Here is a 16,081-nt window from a genome sequence, read left to right on the forward strand (position 1 = left end):
AATTATGGGAGTAATAGGAACAATATTTCTGTTCTATTTAATTATATCATATCTAGCTGGAGCCATAATTTCTGTGATTATATTACTTGAAAATAGAGACCCTGCAAAAACAATGTCTTGGCTATTGATGTTTATTATATTTCCAGGTGTAGGTTTAATGATATATGCTATTTCAGGTAGAAATATTAGAAAAAGAAAATTATTTAAGACTCAAAAACTAGCTAATAATATAAAAGAAAAGAAACTATTTGATACATTAGAAAAGATAACAGAAATAGTTGAATTAGAAAAAGAATCTATAAAACAAAATAAGCTTTTAAGAGATGAAGAGGATGGTAGTTATAGAAAAAGGGTAATAAATATGTTGTTAAAGACTGGTATGTTTCCCTTTACTAAAAATAATAAAGTGGATGTATTTGTAGATGGAAATGAAAAGTTTAAAAGACTTATAGAAGATATAAGAGAAGCTAAAGACCATATTCATTTAGAGTACTTTATCATCAAAGATAGTGAAATAGGTAGGGTGTTAAAAGAAGAACTTATAAAAAAGGCTAAAGAAGGCATTAAGATAAGAATTTTATATGATGATGTAGGATGCTGGAGATTTTGGTTTAATAGAAAATTTTTCCGAGAAATGAGGGAAGTAGGTATAGAAATTGCAGCATTTTTACCTACAAAATTTCCTATAATAGGAGGGAAATTAAACTATAGAAATCACAGAAAAATTGTTGTTATTGATGGAATAATTGGATATACAGGTGGAATAAATATAGGAGATGAATATTTAGGCAAAAATGATAAGTTTGGATATTGGAGAGATACTCATATTAGGATTAAGGGTATTTCTGTATACATGCTTCAAATGACATTTCTGATTGATTGGTATTATACAACAAAAGAAGTATTAGTGACTAAAAATTATTTCCCAAGTGTAGGGAATGTTGGTGAAAGTATGATACAAGTTGTTGCGAGTGGTCCAGACAGTGACTGGGAAGATATTCATTATGCTTATTTTTCTGCAATATGTCAGGCTAGAAAAAATGTTTATATAGAAACTCCATATTTTATTCCAGATGAAAGTCTACTAAAAGCTATAAAGAGTGCTGCTCTTAGTGGAGTTGATGTGAGAATAATATTTCCTAAAATTGCAGACCACAAGATAGTAAATATAGCATCTTATTCATATTTTGAAGAAATATTAAGAGCAGGTGGTAAAGTTTATTTATATAATAAAGGATTTATACATTCTAAAGTCGTAATAATAGATGATAAAATTGCTTCTGCAGGTACAGCTAATATGGATTTAAGAAGTTTTATGCTTAACTTTGAGGTAAATGCATTTATCTATGATGAAGAAGTTATTAGGGTAATGACAGATGATTTCTTTGAGGATTTAAGTCACTGTGAAGAACTTAATTTGGAGGTATTTAAGAATAGAAATATCATACAAAAAATCAAAGAATCTGTAGCAAGATTATTTTCACCAATATTATAAAAAATTATTAAAAAAGGTATTGAAAATTATGTGTGATTGGTATATTATAATAATTGTTAGCACTCTATTAGATAGAGTGATAATAAATAAAAAGTATATATATAAATCTACATATATAAGTAGTATTAATTTAAAAATAACTAAAAACATAGGCGAACTAGTCTATACTTAATATTTTAGGAGGCGTTAATAATGAAAATAAGACCATTAGCTGACAGAGTAGTAATTAAAAAAGTAGAAGCAGAAGAAAAAACTGCAAGTGGAATAGTTTTACCAGGAGCAGCTAAAGAGCAACCTCAAATAGCTGAAGTTGTAGAAGTTGGACCAGGTGGAATAGTTGAAGGGAAAGAAATAAAAATGGAATTGACAGTGGGAGATAAGGTTATATTCCAAAAATATTCTGGAACAGAAGTTAAGATAGAAGGACAAGAATACACAATACTAAGACAGAGTGATGTATTAGCTGTTATTGAATAAATATAGAATAAATTTATTAGGAGGGGTTTAAAATGGCTAAAGAAATTAAATTTTCAGAGGAAACAAGAAGAGCTTTAGAAGCTGGTGTAAATAAATTAGCAGATACAGTAAAAGTAACATTAGGACCTAAAGGAAGAAATGTTATATTAGATAAAAAATTTGGTTCTCCACTTATAACTAATGATGGAGTAACTATAGCAAAAGAGATAGAACTAGAAGATAGATTTGAAAATATGGGTGCTCAATTAGTTAAAGAAGTAGCAACTAAAACTAATGATGTAGCTGGAGATGGTACTACAACTGCTACAGTTTTAGCACAAGCTATAATAAGAGAAGGTTTAAAGAATGTAACAGCAGGGGCTAACCCAATACTTTTAAGAAAAGGAATACAAAAAGCAGTAACAGTAGCAGTAGAAGAATTAAAAAATCAATCAAGAATAGTAGAAACACAAGAGGCTATATCTCAAGTTGCTTCTATATCTGCTGGTGATGAAGAAGTTGGAAAATTAATAGCAGAAGCTATGGAAATAGTAGGTAAAGATGGAGTTATAACTGTTGAAGAGTCTCAAACTATGAATACTGAATTAGATGCTGTTGAAGGTATGCAGTTTGATAGAGGATTTGTTTCTGCATATATGGTTACAGATGTAGATAAAATGGAAGCAGTTTTAAATGACCCATATATATTAATTACTGATAAAAAAATATCTAACATACAAGAATTATTACCAGTTCTTGAACAAATAGTTCAACAAGGTAAAAAGTTATTGATAATAGCTGAAGATGTAGAAGGTGAAGCATTATCTACATTAGTAGTAAATAAATTAAGAGGAACATTTGATGTAGTAGCAGTTAAAGCTCCAGGCTTTGGAGATAGAAGAAAAGAAATGCTTCAAGATATAGCAATACTTACAGGTGCTCAAGTAATATCAGAAGAATTAGGTTATGATTTAAAAGAAGCTGATTTATCTATGCTAGGTAGAGCTTCATCTGTTAAGGTAACTAAAGAAAGTACTACAATAGTAGATGGTTCTGGAGATAAAAAAGCTATAGAAGATAGAGTAACTCAAATTAAACATCAAGTAGAGCAAACTACTTCAGATTTTGATAGAGAGAAATTAATGGAAAGATTAGCTAAACTTGCTGGAGGAGTAGCTGTTGTAAAAGTTGGAGCTGCTACAGAAGTAGAGTTAAAAGAAAGAAAGTTAAGAATAGAAGATGCTCTTAATGCAACTAGAGCAGCTGTAGAAGAAGGAATAGTAGCTGGTGGAGGAACTGCTTTTGTTAGTGTTATACCAGCAATAGGAACACTAATTGAGAGTTTAGAAGGAGAAGTTAAACTAGGTGCTCAAATAGTTAAAAAAGCGTTAGAAGAGCCATTAAGACAAATAGCTATAAATGCTGGTCTTGAAGGTGCTGTAATTGTGCAAAATGTTGTTAATTCTGAAGCAGAAACTGGATTTGACGCATTGAATGAAAAATATGTAAATATGATAGAAGCTGGTATAGTTGACCCAACTAAAGTTAGTAGAAGTGCTTTACAAAATGCTGCATCAATAGCAAGTACTTTCTTAACTACTGAAGCTGCTGTTGCTGACCTTCCTGAAAAAGAAGATGCAGGAATGCCAGGAATGGGTGGCGGAATGCCTGGTATGATGTAATTTAAAAAATTTAAAATATAAATTTTAATATAAAGAACTATTTCGACTTAGATTTTAAACTCTAAGTTGAAATAGTTCTTTTGTATATATCTAATTTTTGTATATCTATAAATTCAATACACATATTTAGATAATCAGTATCTAGTTTGTAATAATATTTTAGAGTAGTATTGTTATTTTTTAGGTTATGATTTTAGATATATATTAATTAAGGTATAATTGTTGATAGAGAATAAATCAAATTTAAAAGGATGCGATAATATGGACTTAAGAAAATTGCTTGAAGAAGTTAAAAATGAAAATATTGATATAGATTTTGCGTTAGAAAAGTTAAAAGATTTACCTTATGAAGACCTTGGATATGCAAATATAGACCATCATAGAGAATTAAGAAATGGGTATCCGGAAGTTATTTATTGTGAAGGTAAGAGTGATGAGCATATTTTAGGGATTATTGATAAAATGAATCAAAAAAGTTCTAACATATTGGGGACAAGGTGCAGAAAAGAAACTTTTCTGAAAATTAAAGAAATCTATAATCATGCTGAGTATGAAGAGGTGTCTAAAATTCTTAAGATTCAAAATCATGATATAGAGAATATAGGAAAAGGTAAAATTGTGATTGCTACAGGGGGAACTTCTGATATACCAGTAGCAGACGAAGCTTATCATACAGCTAAGTTTTTAGGTAATGATGTTGATAGAATATATGATGTTGGAGTGGCAGGTATACATAGGCTTTTAAATAAAAGACATAAAATAGATAGTGCTAGAGTAATAGTAGCCGTTGCAGGTATGGAAGGTGCTCTTGCAAGTGTAATTGGTGGACTGGTTGATGTTCCAGTAATAGCTGTTCCAACTTCTGTTGGATATGGAGCAAATTTTGGAGGATTAGCAGCATTACTAGCTATGTTAAATAGCTGTGCATCTGGAATATCTGTTGTAAATATTGATAATGGATTTGGAGCAGGATATTTAGCATCAATGATAAATAAACTGTAAATACATTGATATAAATTAAACAAAACTATATAATAAAATTTAATTTCTATTATATTTTTACTATTAAAATTGAGGAGACATATATGAGTGAAAAAATACTTTATTTTGATATAATAAGCGGTATATCAGGGGATATGACCCTTGCAAGTTTATTAAATTTAGGTGTGCCTAAGGAAATTTTTTTGGAGGAAATTCATAAACTAAGAATGAGCGATGAATTTAATATAAACATCAGCTCGAAAACTGAAAATGGAATAGTAGGTACAAAAGTAGAAGTAATTACAAAAGAAAAACATACGCATAGAAATTTAGTGGATATATTTGAGGTTATAGATAAAAGCACTCTAAACGAAAATGTAAAATTTAAAGCAAAAAAAATATTTATGGTAATTGGAGAAGCAGAAGCAAAAGTTCATGGAACTACAATAGACAAGATACATTTTCATGAGGTAGGGGCTATAGATTCAATTGTAGATATAGTAGGAGCTTCTATATTAGTTGACTTACTTTGTGTAGATAAAGTTTGTGCTAGTACAGTGTCTGTTGGTTCAGGATTTGTAAAATGTGAACATGGAATTATACCTATACCTGCACCTGCAACTATAGAAATTTTAAAAGGTGTGCCAATTAAATTAAATAATGTAAATGGAGAATGTACAACTCCAACAGGAGCTGCAATCATAAAAGTCTTGTGTGATGAGTTTGTAGATGAGCTTGAATTTTCTCCAAAGCAAATTGGATATGGTATAGGTCATAAGAAGTTTGAAGTACCAAATATACTCAGAACTGTATTAGGTGAAAAAAAAAAGAAGAATTAATTTATGAAATTAGTGCAAACATTGATGATATGTCTTCAGAAATCTATTCTTATTTGTATGAAAAAATATTAGATGAGAAAGCATTAGATATTTATACAGAGAGCATTTATATGAAGAAGAATAGACCAGCAACAAAAGTATCAATTTTATGTAATGAATCAGATTTAGAAAAATTTATTAAAATATTACTTTTAGAAACTAGTACTTTTGGAGTGAGATATAATGCATATAATAGAGAAATTCTAGAGAGAAAATTTGTAAAATTAGATACAAAATATGGAGTGGTTACAGTAAAACTAGGGTATTATAAAGGAAAACTAGTCAAGGCTACTCCAGAATATAATGAATGTAAAACTATAGCAAAAAATGAAGATATTCCTATAAAAAAAGTGTTTGCTGATATAAATTTTAGAATAAAAGAAGAATTTAGTGAAAACTTATTGACATAAGTAATAAATTTTGATAAATTAATATTCAGCCTTATTAAATAAAAGTAAACAGAAAAAAATATATAAAATATAAACTCACTCGTATATGCTCAGAAATATGGTCTGAGAGTCTCTACCAAGATACCGTAAATATCTTGACTATGAGTGAAATTATTATACCAAAAGACCTAGTTAAGTAAATGTGTAGGCTGAGTTAAACTCCCTATGTGTTGGCTATAAGATAAAGGTATTTTGGAAGCCTGTATAGTAATTTCACTTTTGCTAGAAATTATGGAAGTTACTATACAGGTTTTTTGTGTAAAAAGATTTAATATAATTTAGACTGTATTGTGTTAAAATAAATATATAAAAACTATATTATACAAGGAGAGATGTAAATTTATGAAACATGAATTAGTACTTGTAATAGATTTTGGAGGACAATATAATCAGTTGATAGCTAGAAGAGTTAGAGAAAACAACGTATATTGTGAAATACTTCCATGTACTGCAAGCATAGAAAGAATAAAAGAAAAAAATCCTAAAGGGATAATATTTACAGGCGGTCCAAATAGTGCGTATTTAGAAGATTCTCCAACAATATCAAAAGAAATATTTGAACTAGGAGTACCAATACTTGGAATATGCTATGGTATTCAAATAATGTCTCATGTATTGGGTGGAGTTGTAAGAAAAGGTAATAAACAAGAAAAAGAATATGGAAAAACAGCTATAACTTATGGAAAATCATCATTATTTGAAGGAATAACTACAAATAGTGTATGGATGAGTCATACAGATTTAATAGAAAAAGTTCCAGAAGGATTTACTATAGTTGCAAATACTAATGATTGTCCAGTAGCAGCTATGGAAAATGTAGAACGAAACCTATATGGAGTTCAATTCCATCCAGAGGTAGAACACTGTTTGGAAGGGGACAAGATACTTACAAACTTCTTATATAATATTTGTAAAGTAAAAGGTGACTGGACTACAGATTCATTCATAGAAGATAAAATAAAAGAATTAAAAGAAAAAATAGGCGATAAAAAAGCTTTATGTGCTTTAAGTGGAGGAGTTGATTCTTCTGTTGCTGCAGTTCTTATTCATAAAGCAATTGGGGACAACTTAACTTGTATATTTGTTGACCATGGTTTACTTAGAAAAAATGAAGGAAATGATGTAGAAAGAATATTTAGAGAGAAATTTGATATAAATTTAATAAGAGTTAATGCAGAAGATAGATTCTTATCTAAATTAAAAGGAGTTTCTGAACCAGAAGCTAAGAGAAAAATAATAGGTGAAGAATTTATAAGAGTATTTGAAGAAGAATCAAATAAATTAGGAAAAATGGATTTCTTAGTACAAGGAACAATCTATCCAGATGTTATAGAAAGTGGACATGGAAATGCTGCTACTATAAAGTCTCATCATAATGTTGGTGGAATCCCAGAAGATGTAGACTTCCAAGAAATTGTAGAACCATTAAGAGAGTTATTTAAGGATGAAGTTAGAAAAATAGGATTAGAGCTTGGTATAGAAGAAGGATTAATATTTAGACATCCTTTCCCAGGACCAGGTCTAGGAATAAGAGTTATAGGTGATGTAACTAAAGAAAAATGTGATATATTAAGAGAAGCTGATGCTGTTTATATGGACGAGCTTAGAAAAGCAGGTTTATACAGAGAAATATGGCAAGCTTTTGCAACATTACCAGATGTTAAGACTGTTGGAGTTATGGGTGATGAAAGAACATATGCTTATTTAGTTGGTTTAAGAGCAGTTACTTCTTCTGATGGAATGACTTCTGACTGGTATAAGATGCCTTATGATGTATTAGAAAGAATTTCTAATAGAATAATAAATGAAGTTGATGGAGTAAATAGAGTAGTTTATGATATAACTTCTAAGCCTCCTGGAACTATTGAATGGGAATAGTATACAAAAAAGCTGTAAACCTTGAAATTTTAAGGTTTACAGCTTTTTAAAATTTGCTTGTGATACTAAAATGATACTATATATTTAAATCATCTAATTTTTGTGCAACTTCAAGCTGCTTATTCGGGTATAAATGAGAATATGTATTCCATGTTGTTTCAGCTTTTTCATGTCCTAAACGTTCAGCTATAGTTAATATATTTACATCCATATTCACCAATAAAGATGCATGAGAATGTCTTAAGTCATGTACTCTAATTCTTTTTATTCCAGATAGCTTACAACACCTATCTAATTCTTTATGTAAATAACTTTTGGCAAATTTAAATATCCTTTCATCTTCTTTTAAATCATATAGTTTAGATAAGTAATCTTTTATATTATTATATAAAAAACTTGGTATAGGAACAATACGTTTACTTTTAGGAGTTTTAGGAGAAGAAACTATATCTTCACCATTTAACTTCATATAGCTTTTATCAATATTTATTTTGTTTTCAAATATATCTTTTGGAGTAAGAGCCATTAATTCACCTAGTCTAAGCCCTGCCCAAAATAAAATTTCAAAAGCTAGACGAGGTTCTGGTTTATTTTCAAATTCCATAAATTTTTTAAATTCATCTAAAGTCCAAAACTGCATTTCATCAGCGTTTTTTTTACCAATAGAACCTGCTAAGTGGGCAGGATTAGAAGGTAAATTATAGTACTTAACTGCATAATTTAATATAGCAACAAGTTGATTATTTATTGTTTTTATGTATGTTTGACTATAATCACTTTGCAATAATTCGTTTTGCCACTTTCTAATATGTTTAGCAGTAATTTCATTTATTTTCAGCTTTCTAAAAAAAGGCAAGATTTTTAAGTTTATTAAGTACTTCTTAATATCTATAGTAGTCAATTTTAATCTAGTTGACATATCTTGCATGTATTCATCTACAAGACTTTCAAAATTCATATCAGTACTCATTTTAGATTTATTCAAAAACTCTCTTTCAAATTCCAAAGCTTCTTTTTTAGTTTTGAAACCTCTTTTTATTTTCTTTTTTTTATCTCCATTGAAATCTGTAAAATAAAAACCAGCATACCAACTTTTTCTTTGTTCATCTTTGTAAGCAGGAATTTTAGACACCCCCAATTATGTCATTTTAATATTACAATAATTATAACATGTTAGATATACTATCTAAATAATTGTTTTATTTTTCTCTTCTTTTCATCTCTTGAAGCTTGTAATATTTACACAGTTCAAAGAAGTCTTCTTCTAGTGCTATAGATAAGTCTAGTATCGTAGATATACCTATATCTTTATATTCTTGATTTTCTAGTTTTGATATATAACTTCTGTTACGTCCCATTTTTTCTGCTAATTCTAGTTGTGTCATTCTTTTCTTTTTTCTTAATTTTTTCAACATTTATTAAAATCCACCTTTTAATTATTTTTTGATTATTTTTATAATTAATAGTTTGTGTAGTTTATTGTAATAAATGTTCCTAATTAGAACATTTTTTGGTGGAAAAATGTGTTAAAATGTAGTTAAGAAATTAAAAGCAAAAAGCACTATAACAATAGTGCTAAGTCAAAACAGATATATAATAGTAAAGGAGATGTTTTAGATGAAGTTTATAGGAAGTTTATTATTAATAATGCGAACGTACGTTCTTGAAATGAGATATGGAAAAGAATTAGGTATAGCTATTTAAAGTAAAATACATAACTTATACATAAAAACAGGGGATGGCATATATGATAGAATTAGAAAAAAAATTAATAAAAAAGGGGAAAGTTTTAGACACAATAAAAAGTTTAGATAAAAATAAATTTGATAAATATGTGGAATTAGTAAAAAAGTGCCATAATAAAGAAAATAAAAAAGAAGGGGAGTAAATTCCTCTTCTTTTTTTATTTCTTTTTATCCATTTCTTCTTCGAGAAAAACTTTTGCTATCTTCATCATTTTTTCTTGTGACGCAGGACTTAGCTCACTAATCATTCTTAGAGCTTCTTTTATATCATCAGAAAAATTCAACTTCTCAATTAATTCTAACTCAGCAGAATGTTCTGCGTTTCTGATGTTTGTTCTACCTAGCAGGTAGTCCACAGATACATTAAATAAGTCTGCTAGTTTTGACAAGATTTCTTTATCAGGGAACCTTTCTTCTGATTCATAATAGCCAATTATTCTCCCTGAAATATTCAGTTTTTCTCCTAATTCTTTTTGAGTATAATTTAATTCTTTTCTAAGTAATTTCAATCTTTTTCCGAACATATTATTCAACCTCCGATAAAAACAAACAAATTGTTCTATTTAGATTTAATATATCACATATTCGTTATCAACAGAAGAATTAAATAAAAAAAGAACAAATAAAACAAAAAGTGTTGACAGAGAACAATTAGTTCGATATAATAAAAATATAAAAAAGAACAGTTAGTTCGGAAAGGAGGTAACATGTTTAAGAGTAATTTAAAATACTACAGAGAGTTAAACAAATTGACACAAAAACAATTAGCTTTAGAAGTTAATGTTAGTAAAGAATACATATCTCAAATAGAAAGAGGTATAAAAAATCCAGGTTTCTTTACAGCACAAAAAATAGCAAAAATTTTAGGGATTACAATAGATGAACTTTTTTTTAAAAATAAATCGAACTAACTGTTCTTTCTAAAAAATAGTACCTTGAAAACTAAATATAAAATATTTTAAAGGAGCAAGTATATGAGAAATAAAGAAAAAGAAATATTCATTAGAGGAATTTTTTATTTTTTAGGAATTGTATTTAGTAAGACTTTCTTAAAATAACAAAATCGGAGGTGATTAGATGAATAATAAAAAGAAATATACTTTAACTATTACAGAAGAATTATATAATAAGTGCAAAGAAAAGGCTAATCAAAAAGGTATGTCAGTGAACGAGTACATACTATTAGTGATTAGCAACCATATATAAATTATTCTTCAATACTAACTTTAATTTCTCCTTTTCTTTGTTCATAATCTTCAATATGTTTTTTTATTAGTTGTTCAATCTCCTTATTAGCAGAGCGACCTTCACTTTCAGCAATATACTTAATTTTTTCAAGTAAAATTTTATTTATTCGTAAAGTGTATTTGGGCAATGTAGACGACATAATAATACCTCCTTTTTAAAGTCTAAATGATGTCATTATTATATCATAAAAATAATTTATAGAAAATCTATAAAATATATTGACGGCATAAAGACGGCGTGATATTATTGAAACAAGGAAGGAGTTGACGGCAAAATGAACTCAAATAAAAAGAGAATAACTGTTAGGATGCCAGAAAAATTAAATGAAGAAATAACAAAAAAATCAAAATATTTAGGATTAACTAAGAACTCATTTATATTAGATATACTATGGAAGGAATTTGAACTATTAGAATATAGAAATTACAAAAAGGAGGCAGATAAACATGAATAATTTACAAACAATTAAAGAACAAGAATTATTGGGGAAAGAATTTAGAGTTTATGGAACTTTAGAAAAACCTTTGTTTTTAGCTAAAGATGTAGCCGAATGGATAGAGCATAGTAATGTATCAACAATGTTATCTAATATCGAAGCAGAAGAAAAAGAATTAATACAAATAGGCACTCTAAACAATGCTTATAGTGCTTGGTTTTTAACAGAAGATGGATTGTATGAGGTTTTGATGCAAAGTAGAAAACAAATTGCTAAACAATTTAAAAAAGAAGTTAAAAAGATACTAAAAGAAATTCGTAAAACCGGAGGATATATCCATACAACAGAAGATATGTCAGATGATGAAATAATGGCAAGAGCATTACAAGTAGCCCAAAAGACAATAGAAAAGAAAAATAGAGAAATAGAGGAAAAAGATAAGGTAATTCAGTTACAGCAACCAAAAGTACTTTTTGCTGATTCGGTAGCATCTTCTGATAATTCAATCCTGGTTGGAGAATTAGCAAAATTGCTTAGACAAAACGGAATTGATACAGGACAAAATAGATTATTTGACTGGTTAAGAAATAATGGTTACTTAATAAAACGTAAAGGTGAGGATTACAATACACCAACTCAAAAAAGTGTAGATTTAGGAGTTATAGAAATAAAAGAAGGTACAAGAGTACATCCAGATGGTCATACAAGTATTACTAAAACGCCTAAGATTACTGGTAAAGGACAAATATACTTTATTAATAAGTTTAAAAAGAACAATCAAATATCAATGTTAGGTTAGAATTTTGAAGATTAAAAATTATGGAGGCAGAAACAATGAGCGAAGACATATTTTATGGTATAAAAAATACTCTTGATGAAATAGCAGAGGTTCAAATTAAAAATAAACAAGGTGTATTAAAAGAAGTTGGAATGTTAATAAGTGGCGAAGATAATTCTTGTATAACTCATTGTTTAGACGAAGATTTAATTAAGTTTTATATAAAAGAAGAGGCAGTATTGACAATAGATAAAGATAGTCATTTGTTATGTATGCTTGATGCTCTATTTTATAACTTTCTTGATAAGTAATAAATACAGAATATTCTTAAAAAGGAGTAGATAAGATGGCTAAAAAAGTTAATAATTCAGGATACTATAAAGTCAAAGAAGTTGCAGAGCTTTTAGATGTAGCTGAAAGCACAGCATATAGAATAATGAGAGATTTAAACAAAGAATTGCAAAAAAAAGGTTATTATACATTTGCAGGAAAAGTCCCAAAGACTTATTTAGAAGAAAGATTTTTCTATAAGAAGCAATCAAATAAAAAAGCTAGAGAGGGGGTGATTTAGTTGAGTGTAAAGGTACTAATAGCTTATGTACAGTTTTGTAAGCAATATAATAAGAAAGCGAGTTTTGAAGGTCTTAAAAAATACAATAAGGGGATAGTGATATGAAAATACTTAAAGTAAAATTTCCTACAAAAATTCTTAAAGCAGGTAAAGCAATCAGAGTAACATGTGCAAGATTTGGTTTTGAAAGCGATTGTATAATAACTCAATCACAAGAATTTGAATTAACAGTAGTTTATTTTGATAAAGAATTAGATGATTTAGTACAATCGTCTATAACTATAGATGATGCAATAGGCTATGATTATTGCATTGAAACGTTAAATTAAGGGGGATTAATTATGAAAAGTTTAATTATAGTGAGAAATGCAGTAGAGCAACAACTAAATAGAGCTAATTTAGAAATAAATAAAAATGAGCAACTTTATACAAAACTTAGAAAAAAAGAAGAAAGAGATATATTAGAAGACATTGCATTGAGTAATGCTTTAAGAGAAAAAAGCGTAAACGAAAGATTAAAAATATTTGCTGAGTCATTACTAGAAATTATAGATACACAAATTGAAATAAAAGAATATGAAGAAAGTGAGGATTACAAGATATTTCAATTAATTTTAGAAGAACTTGAAAGAGATATACCTATAGATGTGCAGATATAAGAAAAGAGCCACTGCAATGGCTCTAATCAAAAATAGATACAAATAAATTATAGCTATATTATAGCACAAACGGAGGGAAATTATGAGTACTTTATATGAATTAACTACAGATTTATTAGAAATAGAAGAAGGTTTAACAGAAACAACAGGAAATGAAGCTGAAAAACTAGAGGAAATAAAAGAAATAATAAAACAAGAGATACAAAATAAAAACACTAGGATAGTTTCAGTAATATTAAACATTGACAGTGATATAAACTCTATAGATTCAGAGATTAAAAGATTGCAAGAGTTAAAAAGGGTCAAAAAGAATACTCTTGATAGATTAAAAAGCAATATAAAAGACTGTATGGAATTACTTGGTACTAAAAAAGTAGAAACAGTTTTAGGAAATATAAGTATAAGAAAGTCAGCAGGTAGCTTAGTCATAGAAGATGAAGAAAAGATACCTGCTATATACAAAACAGTAGAGCAAGTTGTAAAAGTAGATAAGAATACCATTAAAGACTTTATTAAAAAAGGTCATGAGGTTGAAGGTTGTAGGATTGAATATTCAACTACATTAACAACTCCAAAAGTTAAAAAAGAGTAGGTGAAAGCTATGGAAAATAATAATATTTATATAAAACTTGTGAATATACAGAGTACTTTAAAAGCTCCTAAAAGTCAATTTAATAGCTTTGGTAAATACAACTATAGGAGTTGTGAGGATATACTAGAAGGTTTAAAACCTATTCTAAAGGAAGAAAAAGCATTAGTTATATTGGATGATAATATTGTTCAGATAGGAAATAGATTTTATGTAGAAGCTACAGCAACTTTAATAGATGCAGAAACAGGAGAGAAAGTATCTACAAAGGCATTAGCTAGAGAAGATGAAACTAAAAAAGGTATGGATTTAGCACAAGTAACTGGAAGTGTATCAAGTTATGCAAGAAAGTACGCTTTAAATGGATTATTTTGTATTGATGATACAAAAGATAGTGATGCAACAAATAAACATGGAAATGAGCAGAAAAAAAAAGAAGTTAATGAGAGTGAATTAAATACACTATATTCGCTAGGAGAATCTATAGAAAAAGATAAAAATAGAGTTGATAGTGAAGTATATAAGAAGTTTGGAAAGTTAGCAGTAGATTTGACTAAGCAAGAGTATGAGAAAGTTTTAAATGGATATAAGAGCATTTTAGAGAAGCAAAAACAAGAGTAGGTGATAGTATTGGGGATTATAAGAGTAAGCAAAGACAAAGATAATCCATATGTGGTTTTAAATAAAACTTGTTTGGAAGATGTAAAATTAAGCTGGCAAGCAAAAGGTTTACATTCATATCTGATTAGTAAGCCCGACCACTGGAAAATCTATGTTAATGATTTATATAAAAGAAGTAAAAATGGGAGGGATGCTACAGCAAATATTTTAAGGGAGCTCATAGAAAATGGATATATAACAAGAACACCTTGTCGAGATTCTAATACTAATAAGATGCTTGGAGGATATGATTATCAAGTATATGAGATACCACTTGAAAATCCTCAGAAGCTAAAATCCCGAAAAACTGATTTCCCGGAAACCGGATTTCCCGGAAACCGGGTTTCTCGGAAACCGGAAAACACGGAAGTAGTAAGTAATGACTTTAAAGTAAATAATGATATTACTACTATTGTTATTAATGAACAACCTCAACAAGATGAAACCACCTATATAAAAAAATACTTTGAAAAATATATAGGTGTGATTACTCCTAATAACTTTATAGAGTTAATGAGTTACTTAGATGATGGAATGGAAGCTGATGTAATTATAAGAGCTATTGATGAAGCAATATCAAATGGAGTTAAGAATTATAAGTATGTAAAGACAATATTAAACAATTGGATAGAAGCAGGTGTAAAAACTAATTTAGAACTTACAGAGTATCAAAATGAGTTTGAGAGGAAGAAAAAGAGTAAACAGGAGAAGAAACAGTCTAATAATAAAGCTGTGAATACTCATAATGTGAGTAAAAATAAGTTTGCTAACTTCAATCAAACTTTTACTCAATATGATGAAAAAGAGCTAGACGAGATTATTAAAAAGAGTCAGAAGGAAAAATTTAAATAAAAATTAAACTTCTAGGAAGTAAATATCAATATATTGTTTCCTAGAAAGGGGAGGTATAAAATGGCGAGAATATATGCACAAAGAAGTGGTTCTTTAAATGAGCAGGATAGATTGGAATTGTTAAGATTACTTGGGAAAGCTGGATATACAGTAAAGATTGGTAGAGAGAAGCAAAATAGCAAGACAACTTATACTTACTTTGTTGAGTACACAGAAGAGCAGGAAGAAAAATAAAAAGGGGGTTTAGTTAAATGAATACAATAACTTTAGTTGGAAGATTAGTTGCAGATGCAGAATTGAAGTACCTTCCAAATTCGGGTACTCCAAAAATAACCTTTTCAATGGCAGTAGATAGAAGGTTTAAAGATAAAAATGGAAATAAAATAACTGATTTTATTCAATGTGAGCAATTAGGAAAACATGTAGAGAATTTAGTGCAATATCTTGTTAAAGCTAAGCCTATATATGCTGTTGGAGAGTTAAATATATATAATTACAAAGATGAAAATGGTTGTTGGAAATCTATTACTAAGGTTAATGTAAATGCTTTAGAACTACTTTCTAGTAAAAATGATAATAGTGCTAAACAAGAATATGTACCACCAGGATTAGACCCACAAGGTTTTCAAGCAATAGATGATGACGATATACCTTTTTAATTAAGTTAAATAGTCTAGGGAGTAGTTATACAATATTACTTCCTAGGAGTTGAAAAATATTGGAG

Annotated in this window: 23 protein-coding genes, 1 pseudogene and 1 riboswitch; of the genes and pseudogenes, 20 read left to right on the forward strand and 4 right to left on the reverse strand. The window is 28.5% G+C overall.

Annotation, left to right across the window (positions count from 1 at the left end):
* Window positions 1-4 precede the first annotated feature (4 nt).
* The 6 genes and pseudogenes from cls (at window position 5) to guaA (ending at window position 7,819) form a co-directional block, all read left to right on the forward strand.
* Window positions 5-1,495 carry a cardiolipin synthase gene (gene cls / locus CDIF1296T_RS01530; RefSeq protein ID WP_009888027.1) on the forward strand — a complete coding sequence of 497 codons (1,491 nt, stop codon included), beginning with the start codon at window positions 5-7 and terminating at the stop codon, window positions 1,493-1,495.
* 192 nt (window positions 1,496-1,687) lie between these two features.
* Window positions 1,688-1,972, forward strand: a complete 285-nt coding sequence (locus tag CDIF1296T_RS01535; RefSeq protein WP_003420907.1) for a co-chaperone GroES — start codon at window positions 1,688-1,690, stop codon at window positions 1,970-1,972.
* A gap of 32 nt (window positions 1,973-2,004) precedes the next feature.
* Window positions 2,005-3,633 carry a chaperonin GroEL gene (gene groL, locus CDIF1296T_RS01540; RefSeq protein WP_003435012.1) on the forward strand — a complete coding sequence of 543 codons (1,629 nt, stop codon included), beginning with the start codon at window positions 2,005-2,007 and terminating at the stop codon, window positions 3,631-3,633.
* Between the two features lie 261 nt (window positions 3,634-3,894).
* Window positions 3,895-4,635, forward strand: a complete 741-nt coding sequence (gene larB, locus CDIF1296T_RS01545; protein WP_009895285.1) for a nickel pincer cofactor biosynthesis protein LarB — start codon at window positions 3,895-3,897, stop codon at window positions 4,633-4,635.
* 83 nt (window positions 4,636-4,718) lie between these two features.
* A pseudogene (gene larC / locus CDIF1296T_RS19605) lies at window positions 4,719-5,902 on the forward strand (nickel pincer cofactor biosynthesis protein LarC).
* A gap of 59 nt (window positions 5,903-5,961) precedes the next feature.
* A riboswitch (purine riboswitch) is annotated at window positions 5,962-6,063 on the forward strand.
* A gap of 220 nt (window positions 6,064-6,283) precedes the next feature.
* Window positions 6,284-7,819: a glutamine-hydrolyzing GMP synthase gene (guaA, locus tag CDIF1296T_RS01560; protein ID WP_003425341.1), complete on the forward strand. Its 1,536-nt coding sequence runs from the start codon at window positions 6,284-6,286 to the stop codon at window positions 7,817-7,819.
* Window positions 7,820-7,895: 76 nt separating this feature from the next.
* Here guaA and CDIF1296T_RS01565 read toward each other — a convergent pair whose 3' ends face one another.
* Both CDIF1296T_RS01565 and CDIF1296T_RS01570 read right to left on the reverse strand, forming a co-directional pair.
* A complete protein-coding gene (locus tag CDIF1296T_RS01565; protein ID WP_018112757.1) occupies window positions 7,896-8,957 on the reverse strand; it encodes a site-specific integrase in 1,062 nt (353 codons plus the stop codon).
* 61 nt (window positions 8,958-9,018) lie between these two features.
* On the reverse strand, window positions 9,019-9,234 hold the full coding sequence (locus CDIF1296T_RS01570; RefSeq protein ID WP_009901700.1) for a helix-turn-helix domain-containing protein: 216 nt from the start codon (window positions 9,232-9,234) through the stop codon (window positions 9,019-9,021).
* A 332-nt stretch (window positions 9,235-9,566) separates the two neighbouring features.
* Between CDIF1296T_RS01570 and CDIF1296T_RS19455 the strand changes: the two genes are divergently transcribed.
* Window positions 9,567-9,707: a hypothetical protein gene (locus tag CDIF1296T_RS19455; RefSeq protein WP_009901701.1), complete on the forward strand. Its 141-nt coding sequence runs from the start codon at window positions 9,567-9,569 to the stop codon at window positions 9,705-9,707.
* A 15-nt stretch (window positions 9,708-9,722) separates the two neighbouring features.
* Here CDIF1296T_RS19455 and CDIF1296T_RS01575 read toward each other — a convergent pair whose 3' ends face one another.
* Window positions 9,723-10,088: a helix-turn-helix domain-containing protein gene (locus CDIF1296T_RS01575; RefSeq protein ID WP_009901702.1), complete on the reverse strand. Its 366-nt coding sequence runs from the start codon at window positions 10,086-10,088 to the stop codon at window positions 9,723-9,725.
* 183 nt (window positions 10,089-10,271) lie between these two features.
* On the opposite strand from CDIF1296T_RS01575, the gene CDIF1296T_RS01580 reads away from it, so the two are divergent.
* Entirely contained in the window at window positions 10,272-10,475 is a 204-nt protein-coding gene (locus tag CDIF1296T_RS01580) for a helix-turn-helix domain-containing protein (protein WP_009901703.1), read from the forward strand.
* Window positions 10,476-10,641: 166 nt separating this feature from the next.
* Complete coding sequence (locus CDIF1296T_RS19870) at window positions 10,642-10,770, forward strand: hypothetical protein (protein ID WP_009901704.1); 129 nt, start codon at window positions 10,642-10,644, stop codon at window positions 10,768-10,770.
* Window position 10,771: 1 nt separating this feature from the next.
* Here the strand turns inward: CDIF1296T_RS19870 and CDIF1296T_RS01585 are convergent, their stop codons facing one another.
* Window positions 10,772-10,951 carry an Arc family DNA-binding protein gene (locus CDIF1296T_RS01585; RefSeq protein WP_009901705.1) on the reverse strand — a complete coding sequence of 60 codons (180 nt, stop codon included), beginning with the start codon at window positions 10,949-10,951 and terminating at the stop codon, window positions 10,772-10,774.
* A 135-nt stretch (window positions 10,952-11,086) separates the two neighbouring features.
* On the opposite strand from CDIF1296T_RS01585, the gene CDIF1296T_RS01590 reads away from it, so the two are divergent.
* The 11 genes from CDIF1296T_RS01590 (at window position 11,087) to CDIF1296T_RS01640 (ending at window position 16,016) form a co-directional block, all read left to right on the forward strand.
* Window positions 11,087-11,266: a hypothetical protein gene (locus tag CDIF1296T_RS01590; protein ID WP_009901706.1), complete on the forward strand. Its 180-nt coding sequence runs from the start codon at window positions 11,087-11,089 to the stop codon at window positions 11,264-11,266.
* Window positions 11,259-12,047 carry a phage antirepressor gene (locus CDIF1296T_RS01595; RefSeq protein WP_009901707.1) on the forward strand — a complete coding sequence of 263 codons (789 nt, stop codon included), beginning with the start codon at window positions 11,259-11,261 and terminating at the stop codon, window positions 12,045-12,047. Before CDIF1296T_RS01590 ends, CDIF1296T_RS01595 begins: the two co-directional genes overlap by 8 nt.
* Window positions 12,048-12,082: 35 nt before the next feature.
* Window positions 12,083-12,337: a hypothetical protein gene (locus tag CDIF1296T_RS01600; RefSeq protein WP_009901708.1), complete on the forward strand. Its 255-nt coding sequence runs from the start codon at window positions 12,083-12,085 to the stop codon at window positions 12,335-12,337.
* Window positions 12,338-12,372: 35 nt separating this feature from the next.
* The gene (locus CDIF1296T_RS01605) at window positions 12,373-12,597 is read left to right on the forward strand and encodes a DeoR family transcriptional regulator (RefSeq protein ID WP_009901709.1); all 225 of its coding nucleotides are present in this window, start codon (window positions 12,373-12,375) and stop codon (window positions 12,595-12,597) included.
* Between the two features lie 101 nt (window positions 12,598-12,698).
* Window positions 12,699-12,926 carry a hypothetical protein gene (locus CDIF1296T_RS01610; protein ID WP_009901711.1) on the forward strand — a complete coding sequence of 76 codons (228 nt, stop codon included), beginning with the start codon at window positions 12,699-12,701 and terminating at the stop codon, window positions 12,924-12,926.
* A gap of 12 nt (window positions 12,927-12,938) precedes the next feature.
* Window positions 12,939-13,256, forward strand: a complete 318-nt coding sequence (locus CDIF1296T_RS01615) for a hypothetical protein (RefSeq protein ID WP_009901712.1) — start codon at window positions 12,939-12,941, stop codon at window positions 13,254-13,256.
* 82 nt (window positions 13,257-13,338) lie between these two features.
* Window positions 13,339-13,848 (forward strand): siphovirus Gp157 family protein, encoded by a 510-nt coding sequence (locus tag CDIF1296T_RS01620; RefSeq protein WP_009901713.1) that lies wholly within the window; start codon window positions 13,339-13,341, stop codon window positions 13,846-13,848.
* 9 nt (window positions 13,849-13,857) lie between these two features.
* The gene (locus CDIF1296T_RS01625) at window positions 13,858-14,466 is read left to right on the forward strand and encodes an ERF family protein (protein WP_009901714.1); all 609 of its coding nucleotides are present in this window, start codon (window positions 13,858-13,860) and stop codon (window positions 14,464-14,466) included.
* A complete protein-coding gene (locus CDIF1296T_RS01630) occupies window positions 14,467-15,357 on the forward strand; it encodes a DnaD domain-containing protein (protein WP_172956762.1) in 891 nt (296 codons plus the stop codon).
* Between the two features lie 60 nt (window positions 15,358-15,417).
* Window positions 15,418-15,591, forward strand: a complete 174-nt coding sequence (locus CDIF1296T_RS01635) for a hypothetical protein (protein ID WP_009901716.1) — start codon at window positions 15,418-15,420, stop codon at window positions 15,589-15,591.
* A gap of 17 nt (window positions 15,592-15,608) precedes the next feature.
* A complete protein-coding gene (locus CDIF1296T_RS01640; RefSeq protein WP_009901717.1) occupies window positions 15,609-16,016 on the forward strand; it encodes a single-stranded DNA-binding protein in 408 nt (135 codons plus the stop codon).
* Window positions 16,017-16,081 lie beyond the last annotated feature (65 nt).

The sequence above is a fragment of the Clostridioides difficile ATCC 9689 = DSM 1296 genome, from assembly GCF_001077535.1.
Lineage (GTDB): Bacteria > Bacillota > Clostridia > Peptostreptococcales > Peptostreptococcaceae > Clostridioides > Clostridioides difficile.